The sequence below is a fragment of the Sulfitobacter sp. TMED3 genome (assembly GCF_002167505.1).
GTDB classification, from domain to species: Bacteria; Pseudomonadota; Alphaproteobacteria; order Rhodobacterales; family Rhodobacteraceae; genus Sulfitobacter; species Sulfitobacter pontiacus.
Genome location: NZ_NHBI01000050.1, coordinates 16,603 through 36,875 on the forward strand (window position 1 = coordinate 16,603; position 20,273 = coordinate 36,875).

The following is a 20,273-nucleotide window of genomic DNA, read 5'->3' on the forward strand; positions in this document are numbered from 1 at the left end:
ACTTTAAAATGGACCGCTTCGATGCGGCGATTCTGACGGTACTGGCCGAAGACGGGCGCATCAGCATCACTGACCTCGCCAAACGGATCGGGCTGTCCAAATCCCCCACCCAAGCGCGGCTGCGGCGGCTTGAGGATAGCGGCGTCATTCTGGGCTATCGCGCCCTGCTGGACCCGATCCGTCTNGGGCTGGATCACGTGGCTTTCGTAGAGGTCCGTTTGGAAGACACCCGCGAGGTCGCCCTGCGCGCCTTTAACGAGGCCGTGTCCCGTGTGCCTGAAATTGAACAGGCCCATATGATCGCAGGGAACTTTGATTACCTGCTTAAGGTGCGCACCCGTGACATGGCNGCCTACCGTCGTTTTCTGGGCGAAACGGTGACCACGCTGCCCTATGTCGCCAACACCTCTACCTATGTGGCGATGGAAGCGGTCAAGGAAATCATGCTCGCGGACATGGCGTAAGCCGCGAAGGCGCAAGGGGGCCAATCGCGATTTTGATGCCNGCTGCCCTGCATCTGACCATTTACACCGCCCGCAACCTAGCTATTGTGCGCGGCACTGCGGGCGTGATGGAATGGTAGACATACCAGACTTAAAATCTGTTGGGCCTTGTGCCCGTGTGGGTTCGAGTCCCACCGCCCGCACCACTCATCCCNCCNCTTAAATCCAGTCTCCGAAAAGCGTGACAGGCCGGTTATCATGGCATTGTCGTTGCTCTTGGCTGTGCATATGGTAGCGGATGCGAANCAAATGGGGGATATCGGGTGGACGACGAAACGAACATGNGCGCGATCATTCAGGANCATGAGGCCTATCTGGCCGGTGCGCATGATTTCCAGTCAGATATCGAAATGCTCGCGGCAAGCGAAACTGTGGGGACGTTGCTGGAAACGGTAATGCTGGCGACGGATATGCGCTTTGCTGCTGTGGCGCGGGTGACGACCGATCGCTGGGTCGCCTGTCGCACGGTGGACGAGGTGAACTTTGGCTTGTCCGAAGGCGACGAGATCGGGATCGACCAGACCTTCTGCCAATCGGTGCGCGAGACCTCTGAAAAAGTGATGTTCAACGATGTCGCCACGGATGATGTCTATCGTAACCATCCGATTGCCGCGCAATTCGGCATCGTCAGCTATGCCTCCATCCCGATCTTCCGCAGCAACGGGTCGTTCTTTGGCACTCTCTGCGCGATTGATACCGAACCGCGCGACGTCAAACACCCCCGCGTTGTGGCCATGCTCGAGATGTTTGCCGATATCATCGGCCGCAGTCTGGAAACCGAAGAACGGCTTGAGGCGCAGGAGCGACTGGTAGAGCACGAACGCCAGATGGCCGCCGTGCAAGAGGAGTTCGTCGCCGTCTTGGGCCACGACCTGCACAATTCGGTCGCCGCGCTGAACGCAGGTGTGCGCCAGCTCGACAAGGAGCCGCTGTCAGACAAGGCGCGGAAAATTCTGCCGCTGATGGGGACCTCTATCCACCGGATGAGCGAGCTTATCGACAATATCATGCTGCACGCAAAATCGCGGTTGGGCGGCGGTATCCGCATCTCGGCCACGCCGGACGCGGGGCTGGAGGATGCGTTGAACCACGTGGTCGAAGAGGTGCGCGCCGCAGCGCCCGATCACAAGATCACCGTCGATCTGGACTTTGACCGCCCCGTCAGCTGCGACGCCGCGCGCGTGGCGCAGGCGGTGTCGAATCTGCTATCGAACGCGGTGCGCTATGCAGATGACGGCAGCGAGGTCACGGTGCGTGGGCGCGTCAGCGAGGCGGAGGCCGTGATCTCTGTCGCCAACCGCGGCACGCCGATCCCCGAAAGCCTGAAGCAAAAGCTGTTCCAACCCTACCAACGTGGCGACCAGACCAAGGGCGAGGGGCTGGGGCTTGGCCTGCATATCGCATCTTCCATCGCGGTGGCGCATAGCGGTCAGATCGATGTGACCTGCGATGACGGTCTTACCACATTTGCGTTCCGTTTGCCGTTGCTGGCGGCCTGAACGCCGTTCAGGGTTCTCTGGTGGGACTAAATCAAAGGCCAGCGCGGTGCGCTGGCCTTTGATCGTTTTCGGTGTGGTCAGACGGCGGAGCCTTGGCAGATCAGCTGCGCCCGCCTGCGAATTTTTCGGCCCATTCGTCGCGCTGGTCGTCGGTGATTTTCGCGAACAGCACCTCTGGCACCTCGAAGGTGTGACCGGGGGCCAGTTGGGCCAAGGCGGCAGGCACATCATCGGGCCATGCGGCGTTTTCAACCTTCATACTGTCAAGCATGTTGGCGGCGGCCGTCGGGATGAACGGCGCAGACAAGACCGCGTACAGCGGGATCAGGTTCAGCGCCAAACGCACCTGCGCCGCGGCTTTGTCGGGGTCTGTCTTGAAGGTCGTCCAAGGGGCCTGTGCTTGCAGGTATTCGTTCCCTGCAGCCCAGATCGCCCGCAGTTCGGCGGCGGATTTGCGGACTTCCATCGCCTCCATCGCGGTTTGATAGCGGGCTACCCGTTCAGTCAGATCCGCGATCAGCGCGTGTTCTTCAGGCCCGTATTCGCCCGCCGCTGGCACGTCTTCGCTGAATTTCGAGCGGCAGAATTTGGTGATGCGGCTGATAAAGTTGCCCAAGACATCCGCCAGATCCTTGTTCACGGAGGACTGGAAATTCTCCCACGTGAACTCCGCATCCGAGGTTTCGGGTGCATGGGACAGCAGCCACCAGCGCCAGTAGTCCGCCGGCAGGATTTCAAGCGCCTGATCCATGAACACCCCACGCCCGCGCGAGGTCGAGAACTGGCCGCCGTCATAGTTCAGATAGTTGAACGATTTGATGTAGTCGACCAACTTCCACGGCTCTTGTGAGCCCATGATCGTTGCAGGAAAGCTGAGCGTGTGGAAGGGGACGTTGTCCTTGCCCATGAACTGGGTATAGCGCACATCGTCGGCGCCTTTGTCGGTGCGCCACCAGCTTTCCCAATCCGATCCCTTGCCCGCATCGACCCATTCCTGCGCGCAGGCGATATATTCGATGGGGGCGTCGAACCAGACATAAAAGACCTTGCCCTCCATCCCCGGCCAATCGGCGTCGCCGCGTTTGACAGGCACACCCCAGTCCAGATCGCGCGTGATACCACGGTCCTGCAGCCCGTCACCGTCATGCAGCCATTTCTTCGCGATAGANGTGGTCAGCACGGGCCAGTCGGCCTTGCTGTTGATCCATTCGTCCAGCTTGTCCTTCATCTGCGATTGACGCAGGAACAGATGCTTGGTCGCGCGCATCTCGAGGTCGGTAGCACCGGAAACGGTNGATCGCGGGTTGATCAGNTCTTCGGGGTCTAGCTGTTTGGTGCANTTGTCACATTGGTCGCCGCGGGCATCCTCGAACCCGCAGTTGGGGCAGGTGCCTTCGACATAGCGGTCGGGCAGGAACCGCCCGTCGGTCTCGGANTAGATCTGGCGCTGTTCCACTTCCTCNATCAGGCCCTGATCATAAAGCGCTGCGGCAAAATGTTGGGTCAGCGCCTTGTTCTGCGCACTGGAGGACCGGCCAAAGTGATCGAAGGACAGGCCAAACCCTTCCGCGATNCGNGCCTGAACCTCGTGCATCTCGGCGCAGTATTCCGCCACCGGTTTACCTGCTTTGGCAGCAGCCAGTTCAGCGGGCGTNCCATGNTCATCCGTCGCGCAGAGAAACAACACCTCCTGGCCGCGCCCGCGCTGATAGCGGGCGTATAGATCGGCGGGCANNTGGCTGCCCACNAGGTTGCCCAGATGTTTGATCCCGTTGATGTACGGAATGGCGGAGGTGATAAGGTGGCGCGTCATGACTTGGACCCCGAAACTGCTTTTGCACGTCTCTAGCGCAGCGGCGGGGCAAGGGCTAGGGGGCGTCGCGTTCGCGGCTGCGGCGCATCAGNCGGCCAATGGTAAANGATGTGCGCGGCGCATAGACATAGGGGGTGCGTTTTGTCGCCGTAGGGCGGGCGCGCATCCGCGTCAGCCCAAAAAGCACCAGCACCCCGTGCCCGACCGAGATCATGGTAAACAGCGCCGCGGGGCCAAAGCCNTCGATCAGCACCGAGGCGATGTAGGGCGCAAAGATCGCCCCGACCGCGAACCAGAACATCAGCGCCGCCGAAAGCTCTACCCGTTCCGAGCTGCTGGCAAAGTCATGGGCGTGGGACGCCGCNACNGAATAGATCGGAAAGGTCGTGAGGCCAAAGAAGGTCGCGGCAAGAAAGATCGCCTGCGTGCCCATGCCCGCCGACATCACGGTGACCGCACAGCTAAGCATTGATGCAGCCGACAGCCAGATCAGCACCCAGCGGCGGTCGAATTTATCGGCCAGCCAGCCGACGGGGAACTGTGCCAGCGCGCCTCCNAGCACGAAAGCCGACAGGAACCATGCGATCTGACCTGCGGTCAGCCCGACCTCTTGCCCNTAGATCGGCCCGACCATCCGGAAGGACGCGCTGGACAGGGCTGCGACAACCACGGCGGCGACGGCCAGCGGGGANCNATCAATCGCGAGCTTGGGGCGCAGCCGCCCTTTTTCGGGGGTTTCGGGTTGGGGCAGGCGGGTCAGCACCAGCGGGATCAGCGCGGCACAGCACAGGATCGCCAACAGGTTGTAGGACACATAGGATGCAGGCGCGAGCACGCCGATGATCATCTGCGCTGCCAATGACCCGCTGGTATCNACCACACGGTAGGCCCCCATGGTGCGGCCCCGCGTCTCGTTCGTGACCTTGGCCTGCAACCATGCTTCGACCACCGTATANCATCCGGCGACGCAGAACCCNGACGCGACCCGCATGAGCGCCCAGGCATANGGATCCAGCACCATCATATGCGACANCAGCCCGATCGCNCCCGCNGCGGTAAAGGCGGCNAAGGCGCGGCTGTGCCCGACGGTGCCCAANAGGCGCGGCGCGCCCCAGCAGCCNANNAAAAAGCCGACGAAATGCGCCGAGCCCAAAAGGCCGATCTGCTGGTTTGTGAACCCCAGTTGCGTGCCCGACANCACGTCCAACGGCCCCACACCGCCNGACGACAGNTGCAGCAGAATNANNGAAAGAAACAGGGCGGCGAAGGAAATGAGAAGGCGCATATCGTGGTACTCTGTGCCCATTTTCGGGCAAGACCAATGGCCAAAGCGACAGTCACGCGAAAATTTTTACCCTTCGGCTTTTGCACGGCACGGNTGCCCGGAAAATGCGCTTGCGGTGACGTGGCGGAACAGAAAGGGTAGGCGCAAATCTAAACGAGGAATTCCAATGCAAAAGAACACGCTGGGTCACACAGGTATCGAAGTGACTGATTTCTGTCTGGGCTCAATGACTTGGGGCACGCAAAACACCCCCGAGGAAGGCCATGCGCAGATTGAACGCGCCCTTGATGCGGGGATCAATTTTATCGACACCGCCGAGATGTATCCGGTTAACCCGATCAAGGCGGAAACCATTGGCCGCACTGAAGAGATCATCGGTCAGTGGATCGCCAAGACCGGACGGCGCGACGACTTTGTGCTGGCGACGAAACACTCAGGCGCCGGGGCTCCGGTGCGTGACGGCGCGGGGATTTCGCCCGATACGATCCGCAGCACGCTTGAAGGATCGCTGAAGCGGCTCAACACCGATTATGTTGACCTCTACCAGTTCCACTGGCCCAATCGCGGCAGCTACATGTTCCGCAAGAACTGGGAGTATGACCCCTCGTCGCAGAACCGTGCCGAGACGATGGCGCATATGGAGGACTGCCTTGGCGCGCTGCAAGACGAGGTGACCCGCGGCACCATCCGNGCNTTCGGGTTGAGCAACGAAAGCGCTTGGGGGCTGACNCAATGGGTGAATGCCGCCGAACGCACGGGCGGCCCNCGTGCCGTTTCNGTCCAGAACGAATATTCGCTGCTGGCNCGCATCGCCGATACCGACGTGGCCGAAACGTGCCACAACGAAGATATCGGGATGCTGTCGTANTCTCCGCTGGCGGCGGGGCTGCTGACCGGCAAATACCAGAATGGCGCGNTGCCCGAAGGNTCGCGCATGGCGATCAACGGGGATCTGGGCGGGCGCAANACGGANCGCGTGTTCGATGCGGTNGANGCCTATTTGCAGATCGCGCAGAAACACGGGCTGGATCCGGTGCAGATGTCCNTGGCCTTCACGCGCCAGCGGCCCTTCATGACCTCGGTGATCTTTGGTGCGACCTCGCTTGACCAGCTCGAGGTTATCCTCGGCGGGATCGACCTGCATCTGGATGACGAGGTGATGGCAGATCTGGATGCCGCGCATAAAGCGCATCCGATGCCGTTCTGACCCTTCAAACGCCACGCCGGCCCTGAACCCAAGGAGATTTAGATGCCTCTCACCATGAACAAGGACGTATTCATCACCTGTGCGGTCACGGGGTCGGGGGGCAGTCAGGACCGCAGCCCCCATGTGCCACGGTCGCCCGCACAGATCGCCGACAGCGCGATTGCGGCGGCCAAGGCGGGGGCTGCGGTGGTGCATTGCCACGTACGCGACCCCGAGACAGGCGCGCCGAGCCGTCGGCTTGATCTGTACCGCGAGGTGACGCAGCGCATCCGCGAGGCAGAGGTGGACGTGATCCTGAACCTCACAGCGGGGATGGGCGGCGACATCGTCTTTGGCTCGACCGAGCAGCCGCTGCCCCCTGCGGCCGGGACCGATATGATCGGCGCGGCGGAACGGGTGCAGCATATTAAGGAATGCCTGCCCGAGATTTGCACCCTTGATTGCGGCACGATGAACTTTGCCGAAGCCGATTACGTTATGACCAACACCCCTGGTATGCTGACCGCCATGGGTCGGATGATGACCGAGCTTGGCGTGAAGCCCGAGATCGAGGCCTTTGATACGGGCCATCTGTGGTACGCCAAGCAGCTGGTCAAGGACGGTGTGCTCGACGGCCCTGCGTTGGTGCAACTGTGCATGGGCGTGCCCTGGGGCGCGCCTGATGATCTGAACACCTTTATGGCGATGGTGAACAACGTGCCGGACGATTGGACCTTCAGCGCTTTCGGGCTGGGGCGTCACCAGATGGCCTATGTCGCCGCCAGCGTTTTGGCGGGGGGCAATGTGCGTGTGGGGCTCGAGGATAACCTCTGGCTCGACAAGGGCGTTCTGGCGGAAAACTGGCAGCTGGTCGAACGCGCCGGAACGATCATAGAGAATATGGGCGCACGGGTCATCGGCCCGGCACAGGTGCGCGAACAGCTTGGCCTGACCAAACGGGCCGCCGCATGAAGCGCGCGCTGCTGGCGCTGGCGCTTCTGGCCGGATGCGCGGCTCAGGCCCCTGATACCGCGCAGGGCCTGCGGGACAGCAAGGCGCTAATCGGTGCCACCAGCCGCTATGATGCGGCGCGCTTCAAAGGGCCGTGGCTGGTCCGCGACAGCTTTGGCGACGGCGTGGCGCAGGTGGCCTTGGTCGAGACGACGAAGGGCCCTGCGTTCCAGCTGTGCACACAGGTCGGTTGTGGCGACGGCGGGACGCTGTGGTTGGCGCAGCAGCAGGGGCAGGGGCGCTATGCGCTCTCGCGCCCCGATGGCTGCACGCGCACGCTTTGGGTGCTTTGGGTCGACGAAGGGTTCCGCACCGCGGTGGTCGGCAATCCCGCTGGCGACTTTGGCTGGATCCTTGACCGCAGCGCCAGCGGCGGCGCGGACCGGATCGCGGCAGCGCGCGAGATATTGGACTTTAACGGCTATGACACGGACCAGCTGAGGATACGACAATGACCAAAATCGCAGCAATCATCGGCGGTGGTGTAATCGGCGGCGGATGGGCCGCGCGNTTTGCGCTNAATGGCTGGCAGGTACAGGTGTTCGACCCCGACCCGCAGGCCGAACGCAAGATCGCCGANGTNCTGGCAAANGCCCGCCGCTCCATGCCCGGTCTGACCGATGTCGCCCTGCCCGCCGAAGGGGGGCTCCGGTTTTGCACCAGCATCGCCGAGGCGGTGGAGGGGGCCGTGTGGATACAGGAAAGCGTGCCCGAACGGCTTGAGGTCAAACACAGCACGCTCGCCGAAATTCAGGCCACCTGTGATGCACAGGCGGTGATCGGATCATCGACATCGGGGTTCAAACCGTCAGAACTGCGCGCGGGCAGCACGCGCCCCGATCAGATCATGGTCGCCCATCCCTTCAATCCCGTCTACCTTTTGCCGCTGGTCGAGCTGGTCCCGGCCGAGGGACAGGACGGCCCGCTGGTAGACCGCGCCAAGGAACTGCTGACGGGGNTTGGGATGTACCCGCTGCATCTGCGCAAAGAGATCGACGCCCATGTGGCCGACCGTCTGCTCGAAGCTGTCTGGCGCGAGTCGCTCTGGCTGGTCAAGGACGGCATCGCCACCACGGAAGANATCGACGACGCCATCCGCTATGGCTTTGGCATCCGGTGGGCGCAGATGGGCCTGTTCGAGACGTATCGCGTTGCCGGTGGCGAAGCGGGGATGAAGCATTTCATGTCGCAGTTCGGTCCGGCATTGAAATGGCCCTGGACCAAGCTGATGGATGTGCCCGATTTTGACGAGACCCTTGTNGATCTGATCGCGGGGCAATCGGACGCNCAGTCGGGGGCCTATGGTATCCGCGACCTTGAACGCATCCGCGACAATAATCTGGTCGCGATGATGCGGGCGCTGAAGCAGCAGGATTGGGGCGCAGGACGGTTGATGAAACAGCACGAGGCGGCCTTGCGCGCAGGCACTGTGCTTGAGGCGCGAGCGGCGGATATCGACGATCCGTCCCGGCCGGTGCTCACCGTCCATCGTGCCGTGCCGCTGGACTGGACCGATTACAACGGCCACATGACCGANGCGAAATACCTTCAGGCCTTTGCNGACGCGACCGACCGTTTCATGGAGCTGATCGGCTGCGATGCGGCGTATATTGCCTCGGGCGGGAGCTTTTTCACTGCCGAGACCCATATCCGCCACGTGGACGAAGTGCATGCAGGCGCGGTGATTGACATACGCACCCGCGTGCTGCTGGGGGCGGGCAAGAAAATGCATCTGTGGCACGAGATGTACGAAGGCGACCGGCTGCTTGCCACGGGGGAACACTTNTTGCTGCATGTCAGCCTTGAAACCCGCAAACCCTCTGATCCGTCNNNGNAGATCGCGGCGGCGTTGACGCGCTTTGCCCAAGCCCATGCGGCCTTGCCGATGCCCGAGGGCGTGGGCCGCTNTGTGGGCGCGCCACGGTGATCGGGGTCCGCGNCCATGGCTGACACGCTGCCGGACNTGTGGATNCTNGTGACGCTGGCCGCGGCGGTCTTTCAGACCGGACGGTTCATGCTGCAAAAATACCTCGCGACCGCGACCCTGTCGGCGGCGGGGGCGACGTTCTCGCGGTTTCTGTATTCCGCGCCNTTCATCCTACTGGGGCTNGTGGCCTATCTGGCGCTCAGCGCGNCACCCCTGCCGGCACTTGGGCCGGGGTTCTGGGCNCATGGGTTGGTCGGAGGCACGGCGCAGATCCTTGCGACGGTCTGTGTGGTGNTGCTGTTCAAACAGCGCAACTTTGCCGTGGGCATCACCTTCAAGAAGACCGAAGTCATCCTGACGGTGCTGGTGGGNTGGATNATTCTGGGCGAGGGCGTNAGCGCCACCGGNTTCGNCGCGATTGCCCTTGGCGTGGTCGGGTTGTTGCTGCTGTCCGGCGGGGCAGAGGCCAAGGGGTTTCACCTGCGCGACCTGCGCAATCGCGCCGCGGGGCTGGGGATCGCGTCAGGCGCGCTTTTCGCGGTGTCGGCCGTGTCCTATCGCGGGGCGTCGCTGGCGGTGCAGACCGATCTGCCGGTGCTGCGCGCAGGCGTGACCCTTGCGGCGGTGGTGACGATGCAATCGCTGATCATGGCGGTGTACCTGCGGNTGCGCGAACCGGGGCAGATCCGCGATGTCTGGCGCGCGCGCCGGGTCGCGNTCTGNATCGGGCTGACCTCGATGGGNGGATCGCTGTGCTGGTTCATCGCCTTCACNTTGCAGAACGCGGCCTATGTCAAAGCCCTTGGTCAGGTAGAGCTGATCCTGAGCGTCGCCGCCTCCACCCTGTTCTTCCGCGAGAAAATCAGNCCCCGTGAGGCGGCAGGCATGGCGGTGCTGATCGCGTCGATCCTGATGCTGGTGATGGTCGCCTAGCTTGGCATCGGGCGCCCGCGCAAACGCAGGAACAGGCTTTCTTCGTCGTTATTCTTGAAAAACGGAACCGAGGCGGGCGGGTCAAGCTGCCGCGCGCGGGCCTCGACTTCGGCCAGCACCACCTCGGTGATGAAGGGCATGTCGAATTTGCGCGCNTCCGACAGGGCCACCCATTGCAGATGCGAAAGCTCGTCACAGGCGTCGTCGAAATTGTCCAGATCGGTGGCGATATCCTCGGCATCGACCAGAAAGAAACGCGCGTCAAAGCGGCGCGGACGGCCAGGAGGCGTCAGCGCGCGGAAAACAAATTGCAGNGGGGCCGCGTGGGGCAGNTAGCCGCGCTGTGCAAAGGTCAGCCAATCGGCAGGGGGCGTGCCCTCCCATGCGCCTTTCTGGCCAAGGATCAGGCCGGTCTCTTCCCAAAGCTCGCGGATCGCGGCCACCACCAAGGCATGTGCAAGGCTNCCATCGGCGTCTTCGGCCAGNCGGTTCTNGCAGGTTTCATCNACCATGCTGGCCAGCGGCACCTGCGCATCGCCCAGATCGACNGCGCCGCCCGGAAANACGAATTTATTGGGCATGAAGGCCGCTGTCGCGCCACGTTGCCCCATCAGGATCCGCGGCGCGGTATGCCGGTCGCGGATCACGATCACCGTGGCTGCGTTGCGGATTTTACTTTTATCGATGGTCATCGCCTTGCCCCATATCCTGTTNTTCTAGCGGGGCTTTTGGGGTGCCGGTCAGCTGGTGCTGCCGAACCCGCCCATGCGCTTTGCCCATTGGAAGCCGATCATGGCTCCTTTCAGTCTGGGCAGAAGGTAGAGGGACAATCCGACGCAGCCAACCGAAAAGATTGTAAACAACGTNAGCGGCTCGGGGCGCCAGACCACAAAGGCGATGTGCAGCCCCGGGGCCAGCAGGTGCCCGACAAGCAGGATCGTCAGATAGGCCGGACCATCATCGGCGCGGTGGTGNAACAGTTCTTGGCCGCAGACGGTGCAGGTATCNTTGACCTTCAGATAGCTTTTCAGCATCGGACCGGCCCCGCAGTTGGGGCATTTACGCCGCCAGCCGCGCAGCAGGGACTTCTTCATGCTGCGTTCATCTGTGTCTACGTGAGGCATATTTACAGTCTGGTCAGTCATCTGGGCTTCCTTGTTCCCATCCTACATGCGGCCAAAACGCCGCGAAATAAAGGGATCTCGGGGCAGTTGCGTCGCCATGTCGCAAAGCCCGCGCAGGGGTGCCCAAAACTTTTTCACATTTTTTGCGACGGAATGACGGGCGGCTGTCGTTTGAACCGGTATCGCCACGCTGAAAACGGCGGGCGTTAGATAGATCACCAAAGGAAGAAACAGATGACAAAACGAGCAAATCTTCAGATCGCACTCTTGAGCGGGTTGATCGCATTGGGCGGCACGACACTGGTCGCGCAGAATGCGGATAAGGCAGAGGGCGGCAAGCAAAGCCACTTTGTCCAGTTGGACACCGATATGAACGGTGAANTCNCTGCCGAAGAAATGAAAGCCCACGCCGCGGCACGTTTCGCTGCTGCTGACGCGGATGGCGACGGCTTCCTGACACAGGATGAACTGGCCGCCGCAGCCAAGGCACGCCACGCCGAGCGCAGCCAGCGCATGCTGGAGAAGCTGGACACCGACGGCAACGGGTCGCTTTCCGCGACCGAGCTTGAAGCCATGGGCAAAGGCAAAGGCGACCGGATGGCCAAGCGCCACGACAAGATGATGAAGCGCATGGATGCCAATGAAGACGGNAAGCTGTCGATGGAAGAAATGGCCGGNCGTCANAGCCCCGAGCAGATGATCGAGAAGCTGGACACCGACAAGAACGGATCGCTGAGCGCGGAAGAGTTCGCCAAAGCCCGTATGGGTGGCAAGCATCACGGCAAACGCGGTGGTCATGGCGGCAAGGACGGGCACGGCAAACCCGGCAAACACATGAAGCACGACAAGTCCGATGACGGCGACGCGGCTGCAACGGAATAAGGCAAGCATGCGGGCGCGCTTGAAGGGCGCGCCCGCAAAGGCTACCTCCGGTTTGATGGATATGCACGATACGACCGATGCCGACGGGGTGGATGATCCCGAACGCGCCTTGCTGCACCGCTATGTGCAGGGGGATGCGGCGGCGGCACGGCTGTTGACGCTCCAGTTGACACCGCGCATCTTTGGTCACGCCTTCCGCATTCTGGGCAACGCGGCCGAGGCTGAAGACGTGACGCAAGACGCGCTGATGCGCCTGTGGAAGATCGCTCCGGACTGGCGCGATGGCGAAGCGAAGGTGACCACCTGGCTGTACCGTGTGACCGCCAACCTGTGCACCGACCGCCTGCGCAAACGCGGCCGTGGTGTCCCGCTTGAGGACATCGCGGAACCCACCGATCCGGCGGAGAGCGCCGAGGCTCGGCTGCAGCGCACGGCGCGCGAGGATGCCTTGCAAGCGGCGCTGGACAGATTGCCCGAGCGGCAGCGGCAGGCGGTAGTGCTGCGCCACATAGACGGGTTGGCGAACCCCGAGATCGCGACCATTCTGGATGTCGGGGTCGAAGCGGTTGAAAGCCTGACCGCACGGGGCAAAAGGGCTTTGGCGAAACTTTTGGGCGCAAGACGTGACGCCTTGGGATACGATGATGACAAAACGTGAAACAGAGACGCTAGAGGCGCATTTCGAACAGGCGCGGGCGACCCCGCCGCAGATGCCTGCCGGTATGATGGACCGGCTGATCGCCGATGCGCTGGCGGCACAGCCTGCCCCTGCGATAGGGGGCTGGCGTGGGTTCTGGCGCGCCATCGGCGGCGCACCTGCCTTGGGCGGGCTGATCACGGCAACGGCTGTCGGGTTCTGGATTGGGGTCGCCCCGCCAAGCGGCCTGCCGGATGTCGCGACGCAGATTATCACCGGCGGCGACGATTACATCGTCGCCGATGCGACATCGCTGGACACCTATACGTCAGATCTGACGGCGTTCGGCTGGGACTTGGACGAGGGATAGAAAATGGCAGGCTTTGCATTCAAAAGCACGAAGACACTGCGGTGGGCCTTGGGGCTGTCGCTGGGGGTGAATCTTCTGGTGCTGGGGCTGGTTGCGGGGGCGGTCTATCGCTTTGACGGACCGCATGGTGGCGCGATGCGGCACATGCGCGACTATGGCACGCCCTACGTCATGGCGCTGCCCGAAGAACGCCGCCGCGCCGTCTTTGCCGATGCGCGCAAGGGGCGCGAGGATAAATCCGTCAGCCGTGCCGCACGCCGCGCATTGTATCAAGAGGCGCTGACCACCATCCGCGCAGAGCCCTTCGACCCCGCAGAGGCACGTCGCGTGCTGGACCTGCAACGCGACGCCACGCTGACCGTTCAGCAGACCGTTCAAAACGCGTGGCTGGCCGAGTTGGCTCAGATGTCGGCACCCGAGCGTGCAGCCTATGCCGACCGTGTCGAGGAAATGCTCAAGCGCGGCAAAAAGGGCAAACACGACGGCGCAAAGCCTCCGAAGGCCGGTCAATAGGCTGGCAACTGGCCCAAGCGGTCAGGGCCTGCCGTGCGGGATTGCGCGGCGCGGGCTTGCCAAATGCGCGCCCGGCGCGGTAGGCAAAGCGACCTTAACGAAAGTCGCGCCCCATGCTCCCTGAATTCAACGATCCAAACGAAGTTCTTGCCACCACGCGTGCCTCCTCTGGGCGGCGGGCCATCGGGCTGACGGCGCTTGGGATATTGGGGCTGTTCCTGATCTACGTCGCGTTCACCTCGTCGCCCGGTCTGGGCTGGCAGGTGTTCTTGCTGGCAATGGGGGGGCTGGCGCTTTGGATGGCCGACAAGATGCGCCGCGCAACCGCGGGCGCGATCGAGCTGACCGCCACCGAATTACGCGACAGCGACGGTACGGTGATTGCACGGGTCGAAGACATCATCGGGCTGGATCGCGGCGTGTTTGCGTTCAAGCCGTCTAACGGTTTTCTACTGCGCACCAAGCCGGGTACAGGCGGTGACCGCATCTGGCGTCCGGGCCTGTGGTGGCGGATTGGCCGGCGCATCGGTGTCGGCGGCATGACCCCCGGCAGTCAGACCAAGTTCATGTCCGAGATCATCTCTGCCATGATGGCAGAACGATCCTAAGCAAAAGGCCCGCAGGCAGATCGCCGCGGGCCTTTTCTTTCTGTCGTGATCGTCAGCTTTTACGCTCCGTCCGAGTACAGCACCCAAGGGGCGTAGCGCGGGCGGGTAAAGACGAAGTTCTTCACCTCTTGCACCGGCAGCCCGATGTTGAAGGGCGGGGCAAATGACGTCCATGTCTCGGTGACGGTGATATATTCACCATCCTCCAGTTCCGGGATTTTATCCGTCCAGCCGGTCACATCCGCTTGGGTCGCGTCGCTCAGGCTGCCGCGGGCGCGGGACCAGTGCAGCAGGAAGCGTTTGTTCTTCTGATCGTATTTCGCCGAGGTGATGCGCACTGTCGTTTCACCAGAGGAACGGGTCATATAATCCAGCAGATCCTGAACGCCGTCCATATAGGCAGTGTCCATCGGCAGCGTCTCGCGCGAGATCATATCGCCGATGGTATAGGCCGCTTTCTGGTTGGTGTAATATTCCTGATAGGTTTGGAAGAAGGTAAACATCGCCAGATAGACCCAGAAGACCATGGGCATCATGATCACCGCTTCGATCGAGGCGCTGCCGTCCTGATCACGCAGAAAGCGCGCCAGTACACGGCGTTTGAGATAAGAGATAACCATTAGCTTGGCTCCTGCACAAAGGAGGATACGGCGTACATGCTGCCCTGACCCGCGCCATCAGTTTCGAACTTGAAGCCCATAGCGCTGCCCGGCAGCATCGGATCGAACTTGACGCAGGCCCGCAGCAGCATCAGCTGGTGCTGCGCGCCAAGGGTAAAGCCGCGTTCCTGTTTGACGGGCAGGGATTTGTCCACGCAGTCGGGCGAGGCGTTCATCGCGGCGAAGTTGCGCGGGTTCACCAGCACCATCTCAAGGCGCAGGGTATCCTTACAATCGCCGATATAGCCCACGTTGTCACAGATCATCGTTTTGATCATGTCGTGGGTGATCGTCGTGCGTGTGTTCAGCCGGATATACCGTACTGCCGTTTCCAGCCCGCGGTTCAGGTGGAACTGCCGCAGGGAATAAAGGCTGACCTCGACCGACGCGAGGAACATGCCGAAGATGACCGGGAAGAGGATCACGAACTCGATCAGGACAACTGCGCCATCCTCACCCCGGCGGAACCGGCGCAGCGCTTGTGAAATGCGGGCGATCATTGGGTCAATCTCAACTGGTTGATCTGGCGGGCGATGGCGCGGAAGGCTTCGGACAACTCGACGCCTTCAACGCGGAAGAAGTGGCTGGGCGAAGAGGCGCAATCCTGCATCGCGGGCACGTCCTCGTCATCGACCTCGAACCCGATGGACCAGATCACGATCCGCTTGGCTTTGGCGGCGTCGCAGATATTCGACAGCAAGGTGTTGCCCAGCGATTTGTTGTACTTCTGATAATAGAAGTAGCCCCAGTAGCGCGAGTTTACCTCGCGGCGTAGATACCACCAAAAGTTGTATCTATTCCAGTGAACATACTCGCTATCTTCATTGTAGTACGTATTACTGATGCGGAACGAGTTATCATTCGCGCCATCCGTCATAAGGATCACAGTCTTGAGCGTTTCTGAATCGGTATAGCTCGCGGGGCGGTTGTAGAATTCACGGTCGACATGACCGGCATTCACCAGCGAGTTGTTGATGTCCCGGAACGCCGGATCAAGCATCGCCGCGGCCCATTTCATGCCAAGGAAAATCGACGTACCAGCGCGCGGTACAAGATCATCAATCTGGTTCTTCAACGTGCGTTTGTTTTGTGAAAACGGGGTAATACGCTCGTAATCGTAGCGTGGGCAAACCGTATCGTCACGGTAGTTGTTGCGGCCGTCGTAGTTCCACTGGAAGTGCTGCATCTGGTTATACCGTGTGCTGCTATTCATCGCGATTGAATCGAAGTCACCGTTGTCGAAATCAATGCAGTGGGAATAGTCGTGCTTTTTGCTGACGTTCATACGGTCCATGATCAACGGGCCCGCGTTCACTTGTTCCGAGTAGGGGACCAGGGAGACTGAAATCAGGTCTTGGTTCTCGTCCTTCAGCACGGTGTCCAGAAAGATATCGGCGGCATTCTGTACTTCGCCCAGACGGTTATTGGTGGCCATCGAACCCGAGATATCGAGCACGAGCGAGATTTCGACCTTTGCAACGCGTTCTTCCGCCTGACTATGGGCGGGCACTTCGAGCGTGGGGAAACCAAAGCGGCCAATAAACTGGGTGTCCATGTCCTTGCTTGCGTCGACCGTCACGGTGCGAAAGTTCAGACCGTCATCCACCACGACATTCGACAGAAACTCGGTCATGCCCGATTTGGCAAAGTAGTCTTCCACCACCGTTTTGGGGTCACGCATCTGATCCAGATCGGCAGCGGCCAGAACGGCACGGTCCGACACAGCTTGCAGACGCGAGCGTTCCATCTCGTGGCGCATGAAGTCTAGCTGGATGCCGCCCACGGCGATCATCATCATGATCATGAAAAGCGCGAGGATCGTCACCAGCCCGTCGTCTTCACGGGCGAACCGCGTCAGCCGCTTGCGCAGGGGGAGGGTTACCCATTTACTCACTGTATCGTTNACCGGCATTTCCATGTCCTNATTCGTGCGACCCATGCGACAGACGCATTTCGGGCGGATCGGCGTTGCCAGCAGATATGCGGGGNGAAGTTGGCCGAAATAGGGCGAAATACGTTTAAAAAAGTGTATACTCAGACCGTTTTTGGGGCAGATCCCGCCGGAGCAGCCGGACTGTCCCCTGTCAGGAAACTTCGCGCAGGACTTGTCTTGTGTGCCGTGACTACTCGCTTTGGGCGATAAGTTTTCAAACTGATTAAAATTTGTGCGAAAACTTCGAAATATGGTGATTTACAGCTTTGCTTGACGCAGGTGCCATGTTCAAAAGGNGAGGCGATGAACCGGCCCGCATCAGGGTCGCAGAGCCAATTTAGGAGCGTAGAATGAACCCCGGAACCGAACCGAGCTTTCGCGATAGCGTCGACATCATGTTTAACCGGGCGGTGGCCCTGATGGACCTGTCGCCGGGTCTGGAAGAGAAGATTCGCGTGTGCAACGCGACCTACACGGTGCGTTTCGGCGTGCGCCTGCGCGGCGGTATCCAGACCTTCACCGGCTATCGCTCGGTCCATTCCNAACACATGGAGCCGGTCAAGGGCGGCATCCGTTACAGCCCCGGNGTGAACCAGAACGAGGTNGAGGCGCTGGCGGCGTTGATGACCTATAAATGCGCGCTGGTCGAAGCGCCGTTCGGGGGCTCCAAAGGCGGGCTGTGCATTGATCCGCGCGACTATGANGAACACGAGCTGGAACTGATCACCCGCCGTTTCGCATACGAGCTGATCAANCGCGATATGATCAACCCCGCGCAAAACGTTCCCGCCCCCGACATGGGCACGGGCGAGCGNGAGATGGCCTGGATCGCGGATCAGTACAAGCGCATGAACACCACGGANATCAACGGGGTTGCCTGTGTGACGGGCAAGCCGATCAACGCGGGCGGCATCCATGGCCGCACCGANGCGACAGGCCGCGGCGTGCAATATGCGCTGCACGCTTTCTTCCGCGACACCAAGGGNATGGAAAAGGCCGGTCTGGGCGGTGAGCTGGACGGTAAACGCGTCGTGGTGCAGGGCTTGGGCAATGTGGGCTACCACGCCGCCAAGTTCCTGAGCGAAGAGGATGGCTGCAAGATCACCGCGATCATTGAACGCGACGGCGCTTTGTTCGATGACCGTGGTCTTGANGTGGAAGAGGTGCACCGCTGGATTTCCATGCATGGNACGATCAAGGGCTATCCAGATGCGCCCCTTGAAGAAGACGGTGCCAAGCTGCTGGAAGCGGACTGTGACATCCTGATCCCTGCGGCGCTGGAAGGGGTGATTAACCTGACCAACGCGCATAACATCAAGGCTCCGCTGATCGTCGAAGCCGCCAACGGCCCCGTAACCGCCGGTGCCGATGATATCCTGCGTGCAAANGGCGTNGTGATCATCCCTGACATGTATGCCAACGCCGGCGGTGTGACGGTGTCNTATTTCGAATGGGTCAAGAACCTGAGCCACATCCGTTTTGGCCGTATGCAGCGCCGCAACGAGGAAAGCCGCCACCAGCTGNTGGTGGACGAGCTGGAACGTCTGAGCGCCGATAGCGGCGTCGGCTGGCAGCTAAGCCCGAACTTCAAGGATAAATACCTGCGGGGCGCCGGGGAGCTTGAGCTGGTCCGCTCNGGTCTTTACGACACGATGAGCGACGCCTACCGNTCNATGGCGGANGTCTGGCACAGCCGCGACGATGTCGAAGACCTGCGCACCGCCGCCTATCTGGTCAGCATCGGCAAGGTCGCCGCNAGCTACCGCGCAAAGGGGCTGTAACCTCGCGCGGGCCCTATGCTGCGCCCCTGAAAAGTTCCCCGAAAGCCGCTGTGATAGCGGCTTTCGGCAAAGACGCGCCAAACCGCGCAAGCGNGTACTGCGGAAAACCGCTCTGTCACTTGTATTCCAACGGGGGCTGGCTAGGTTCCTGCGCCATGAGCACCCGCTCTCNTGTCCGCTGCAGCCTTTAACTTTAAACGGCGNAGGCNGTGGAAGGGCGGCGGGCTTGCAAAGAAACATTTAGGAGATGTGACGATGAAATTTGGTAAACTCATGATTGCCGCAGCACTGGCGACGTCCAGCGCGCCTGTCTTCGCCGCCACCAGCGCTGAAACCGATTGCCAGTATCAGGCAGATGTCGTGCANGCCGTCCGGCAAGCGCGNATCGANCGCGTGAAAGAGCGTGACGTNCCGGATCACATCGCCTCCAAGAACCCCGAATGGCCCGATCGCTATGACGCGGTTGTCCCGCTGGTCGCCCCTTGGGTCTATGAAATGAANATGCGCGACGTGAAGGGCAACGACCTNTCTGCCGCCTGGAACGAAATGTGTTTGGGCCAGTNACGCCCGCGCGCGTCGTTTGATCGCGCCGNAGTNCCTGTCGGGGCGGTANGACGGGGGCCAGCCCCCATCGCCCTGACGGACGATCCCCCCGGAGTTTATCCGGCAAAATGAAGCACGTTGCCCAGGCTTTGGGTGCTGGACTTTGGCCCTGCCGACCCAATATAAAACAGTATGAGCCTGCCCCCTGGATTTTTGGATGAACTGCGCAGCCGTGCCAGCCTGTCACAGGTGGTGGGGCGCAAAGTGATGTGGGATCCGCGCAAGTCCAATCAGGGCAAGGGCGATATGTGGGCTCCGTGCCCGTTCCACCAGGAAAAATCCGCCAGCTTCCACGTCGATGACCGCAAGGGATTCTATTATTGTTTCGGGTGTCACGCCAAGGGGGACGCGATCTCTTTCGTGCGCGAGACCGAGAACGTCAGCTTTATGGAAGCGGTAGAGATTCTGGCGCGTGAGGCGGGGATGCCCATGCCGAAACAAGACCCGCGCGCGCAGGAGAAGGCGGATAAGCGCACGCAACTGGCCGAGGTGATGGAACTGGCGGTGCAGTATTTCCGGCTGCAGCTGCGCACCGCTGCGGCAGGGGCCGCGCGCGACTATCTTGCCGGGCGTGGGCTGATGCCGCAGGCTTTGGAGCAATGGGAAATCGGGTTCGCGCCAGACCAGTGGCAAGGGCTTTGGGATCACCTAAAGGCCAAGAATGTCGAGGATGCGTTGATCCTTGGGGCGGGGCTGGCCAAGCCTTCGTCCAAAGGCGGGCGGCCTTATGATACATTCCGGGGCCGGATCATGTATCCGATCAGGGATGCGCGGGGGCGGGCGATTGCCTTTGGCGGGCGGGCAATGGACCCGAATGACAACGCCAAATATCTGAACTCCCCCGAGACGGAGCTTTTTGACAAAGGCCGCAGCCTCTACAATGTGCGCGATGCGCGGACCGCGGCAGGACAAGGCAAACCGTTGATCGTGGCCGAAGGCTATATGGATGTGATTGCATTGGTGCAGGCCGGTTTCGGTGCGGCGGTGGCCCCCTTGGGCACGGCGA

Annotated in this window: 21 protein-coding genes and 1 tRNA gene; 15 read left to right on the plus strand and 7 right to left on the minus strand. The window is 61.3% G+C overall.

Translation table 11 applies throughout. From position 1 onward, the window contains the following. Positions 1-8: 8 nt before the first annotated feature. The 3 genes from CBB63_RS12560 (at position 9) to CBB63_RS12570 (ending at position 2,002) form a co-directional block, all read left to right on the plus strand. Complete coding sequence (locus CBB63_RS12560) at positions 9-464, plus strand: Lrp/AsnC family transcriptional regulator (RefSeq protein ID WP_005849280.1); 456 nt, start codon at positions 9-11, stop codon at positions 462-464. A 98-nt stretch (positions 465-562) separates the two neighbouring features. Then, positions 563-649 (plus strand) — tRNA-Leu (locus CBB63_RS12565). Positions 650-853: 204 nt separating this feature from the next. Then, the gene (locus CBB63_RS12570) at positions 854-2,002 is read left to right on the plus strand and encodes a GAF domain-containing sensor histidine kinase (protein WP_502695921.1); all 1,149 of its coding nucleotides are present in this window, start codon (positions 854-856) and stop codon (positions 2,000-2,002) included. A gap of 100 nt (positions 2,003-2,102) precedes the next feature. Here the strand turns inward: CBB63_RS12570 and metG are convergent, their stop codons facing one another. Together metG and CBB63_RS12580 are read right to left on the minus strand one after the other, a co-directional pair. After that, complete coding sequence (metG, locus tag CBB63_RS12575) at positions 2,103-3,815, minus strand: methionine--tRNA ligase (protein WP_286699388.1); 1,713 nt, start codon at positions 3,813-3,815, stop codon at positions 2,103-2,105. Positions 3,816-3,870: 55 nt separating this feature from the next. Next, positions 3,871-5,100: an MFS transporter gene (locus CBB63_RS12580; protein ID WP_286699389.1), complete on the minus strand. Its 1,230-nt coding sequence runs from the start codon at positions 5,098-5,100 to the stop codon at positions 3,871-3,873. 166 nt (positions 5,101-5,266) lie between these two features. On the opposite strand from CBB63_RS12580, the gene CBB63_RS12585 reads away from it, so the two are divergent. The 5 genes from CBB63_RS12585 (at position 5,267) to CBB63_RS12605 (ending at position 10,157) form a co-directional block, all read left to right on the plus strand. Further along, entirely contained in the window at positions 5,267-6,307 is a 1,041-nt protein-coding gene (locus CBB63_RS12585) for an aldo/keto reductase (protein WP_286699390.1), read from the plus strand. Between the two features lie 42 nt (positions 6,308-6,349). After that, a complete protein-coding gene (gene bcoG, locus CBB63_RS12590; protein ID WP_286699391.1) occupies positions 6,350-7,258 on the plus strand; it encodes a 3-dehydrocarnitine:acetyl-CoA trimethylamine transferase BcoG in 909 nt (302 codons plus the stop codon). Beyond that, entirely contained in the window at positions 7,255-7,752 is a 498-nt protein-coding gene (locus CBB63_RS12595) for a lipocalin family protein (RefSeq protein WP_286699392.1), read from the plus strand. The genes bcoG and CBB63_RS12595 overlap by 4 nt, the downstream gene beginning before the upstream one ends. After that, positions 7,749-9,224 (plus strand): carnitine 3-dehydrogenase, encoded by a 1,476-nt coding sequence (locus CBB63_RS12600; protein ID WP_286699393.1) that lies wholly within the window; start codon positions 7,749-7,751, stop codon positions 9,222-9,224. The genes CBB63_RS12595 and CBB63_RS12600 overlap by 4 nt, the downstream gene beginning before the upstream one ends. 15 nt (positions 9,225-9,239) lie before the next feature. Then, entirely contained in the window at positions 9,240-10,157 is a 918-nt protein-coding gene (locus CBB63_RS12605) for an EamA family transporter (RefSeq protein ID WP_286699394.1), read from the plus strand. On the opposite strand, the gene CBB63_RS12610 is transcribed toward CBB63_RS12605, so the two are convergent. Together CBB63_RS12610 and CBB63_RS12615 are read right to left on the minus strand one after the other, a co-directional pair. Next, a complete protein-coding gene (locus CBB63_RS12610) occupies positions 10,154-10,849 on the minus strand; it encodes an NUDIX hydrolase (RefSeq protein WP_286699395.1) in 696 nt (231 codons plus the stop codon). The two genes, CBB63_RS12605 and CBB63_RS12610, sit on opposite strands and share 4 nt — an antisense overlap. 48 nt (positions 10,850-10,897) lie before the next feature. Next, positions 10,898-11,302: a DUF983 domain-containing protein gene (locus CBB63_RS12615; protein ID WP_286699396.1), complete on the minus strand. Its 405-nt coding sequence runs from the start codon at positions 11,300-11,302 to the stop codon at positions 10,898-10,900. Between the two features lie 375 nt (positions 11,303-11,677). Between CBB63_RS12615 and CBB63_RS12620 the strand changes: the two genes are divergently transcribed. The 5 genes from CBB63_RS12620 to CBB63_RS12640 all read left to right on the plus strand — a co-directional run bounded on the left by CBB63_RS12620 (position 11,678) and on the right by CBB63_RS12640 (position 14,291). Continuing rightward, complete coding sequence (locus CBB63_RS12620; RefSeq protein ID WP_502695922.1) at positions 11,678-12,163, plus strand: EF-hand domain-containing protein; 486 nt, start codon at positions 11,678-11,680, stop codon at positions 12,161-12,163. Then, a complete protein-coding gene (locus CBB63_RS12625) occupies positions 12,135-12,821 on the plus strand; it encodes an RNA polymerase sigma factor (RefSeq protein WP_286699398.1) in 687 nt (228 codons plus the stop codon). Before CBB63_RS12620 ends, CBB63_RS12625 begins: the two co-directional genes overlap by 29 nt. Then, on the plus strand, positions 12,808-13,170 hold the full coding sequence (locus tag CBB63_RS12630; protein WP_235208518.1) for a hypothetical protein: 363 nt from the start codon (positions 12,808-12,810) through the stop codon (positions 13,168-13,170). Before CBB63_RS12625 ends, CBB63_RS12630 begins: the two co-directional genes overlap by 14 nt. Positions 13,171-13,173: 3 nt before the next feature. Further along, positions 13,174-13,683, plus strand: a complete 510-nt coding sequence (locus CBB63_RS12635) for a periplasmic heavy metal sensor (RefSeq protein WP_286699399.1) — start codon at positions 13,174-13,176, stop codon at positions 13,681-13,683. 113 nt (positions 13,684-13,796) lie between these two features. Further along, the gene (locus CBB63_RS12640) at positions 13,797-14,291 is read left to right on the plus strand and encodes a hypothetical protein (protein ID WP_005849249.1); all 495 of its coding nucleotides are present in this window, start codon (positions 13,797-13,799) and stop codon (positions 14,289-14,291) included. Between the two features lie 59 nt (positions 14,292-14,350). Here CBB63_RS12640 and CBB63_RS12645 read toward each other — a convergent pair whose 3' ends face one another. The 3 genes from CBB63_RS12645 to CBB63_RS12655 are packed head-to-tail and all read right to left on the minus strand — an operon-like array spanning position 14,351 to position 16,889. Further along, a complete protein-coding gene (locus tag CBB63_RS12645) occupies positions 14,351-14,911 on the minus strand; it encodes a TadE/TadG family type IV pilus assembly protein (protein WP_009825052.1) in 561 nt (186 codons plus the stop codon). Next, the gene (locus tag CBB63_RS12650; protein ID WP_005849245.1) at positions 14,911-15,450 is read right to left on the minus strand and encodes a TadE/TadG family type IV pilus assembly protein; all 540 of its coding nucleotides are present in this window, start codon (positions 15,448-15,450) and stop codon (positions 14,911-14,913) included. Before CBB63_RS12650 ends, CBB63_RS12645 begins: the two co-directional genes overlap by 1 nt. Then, positions 15,447-16,889, minus strand: a complete 1,443-nt coding sequence (locus tag CBB63_RS12655) for a pilus assembly protein TadG-related protein (RefSeq protein WP_502695920.1) — start codon at positions 16,887-16,889, stop codon at positions 15,447-15,449. The genes CBB63_RS12650 and CBB63_RS12655 overlap by 4 nt, the downstream gene beginning before the upstream one ends. Before the next feature lie 344 nt (positions 16,890-17,233). Between CBB63_RS12655 and CBB63_RS12660 the strand changes: the two genes are divergently transcribed. Further along, positions 17,234-18,664, plus strand: coding sequence for a Glu/Leu/Phe/Val family dehydrogenase (locus tag CBB63_RS12660; protein ID WP_286699401.1), 1,431 nt, complete (start codon positions 17,234-17,236; stop codon positions 18,662-18,664). Between the two features lie 735 nt (positions 18,665-19,399). After that, positions 19,400-20,273, plus strand: an 874-nt coding sequence (gene dnaG, locus CBB63_RS12665; protein WP_286699402.1) for a DNA primase, incomplete at its 3' end; no start/stop codon positions are given.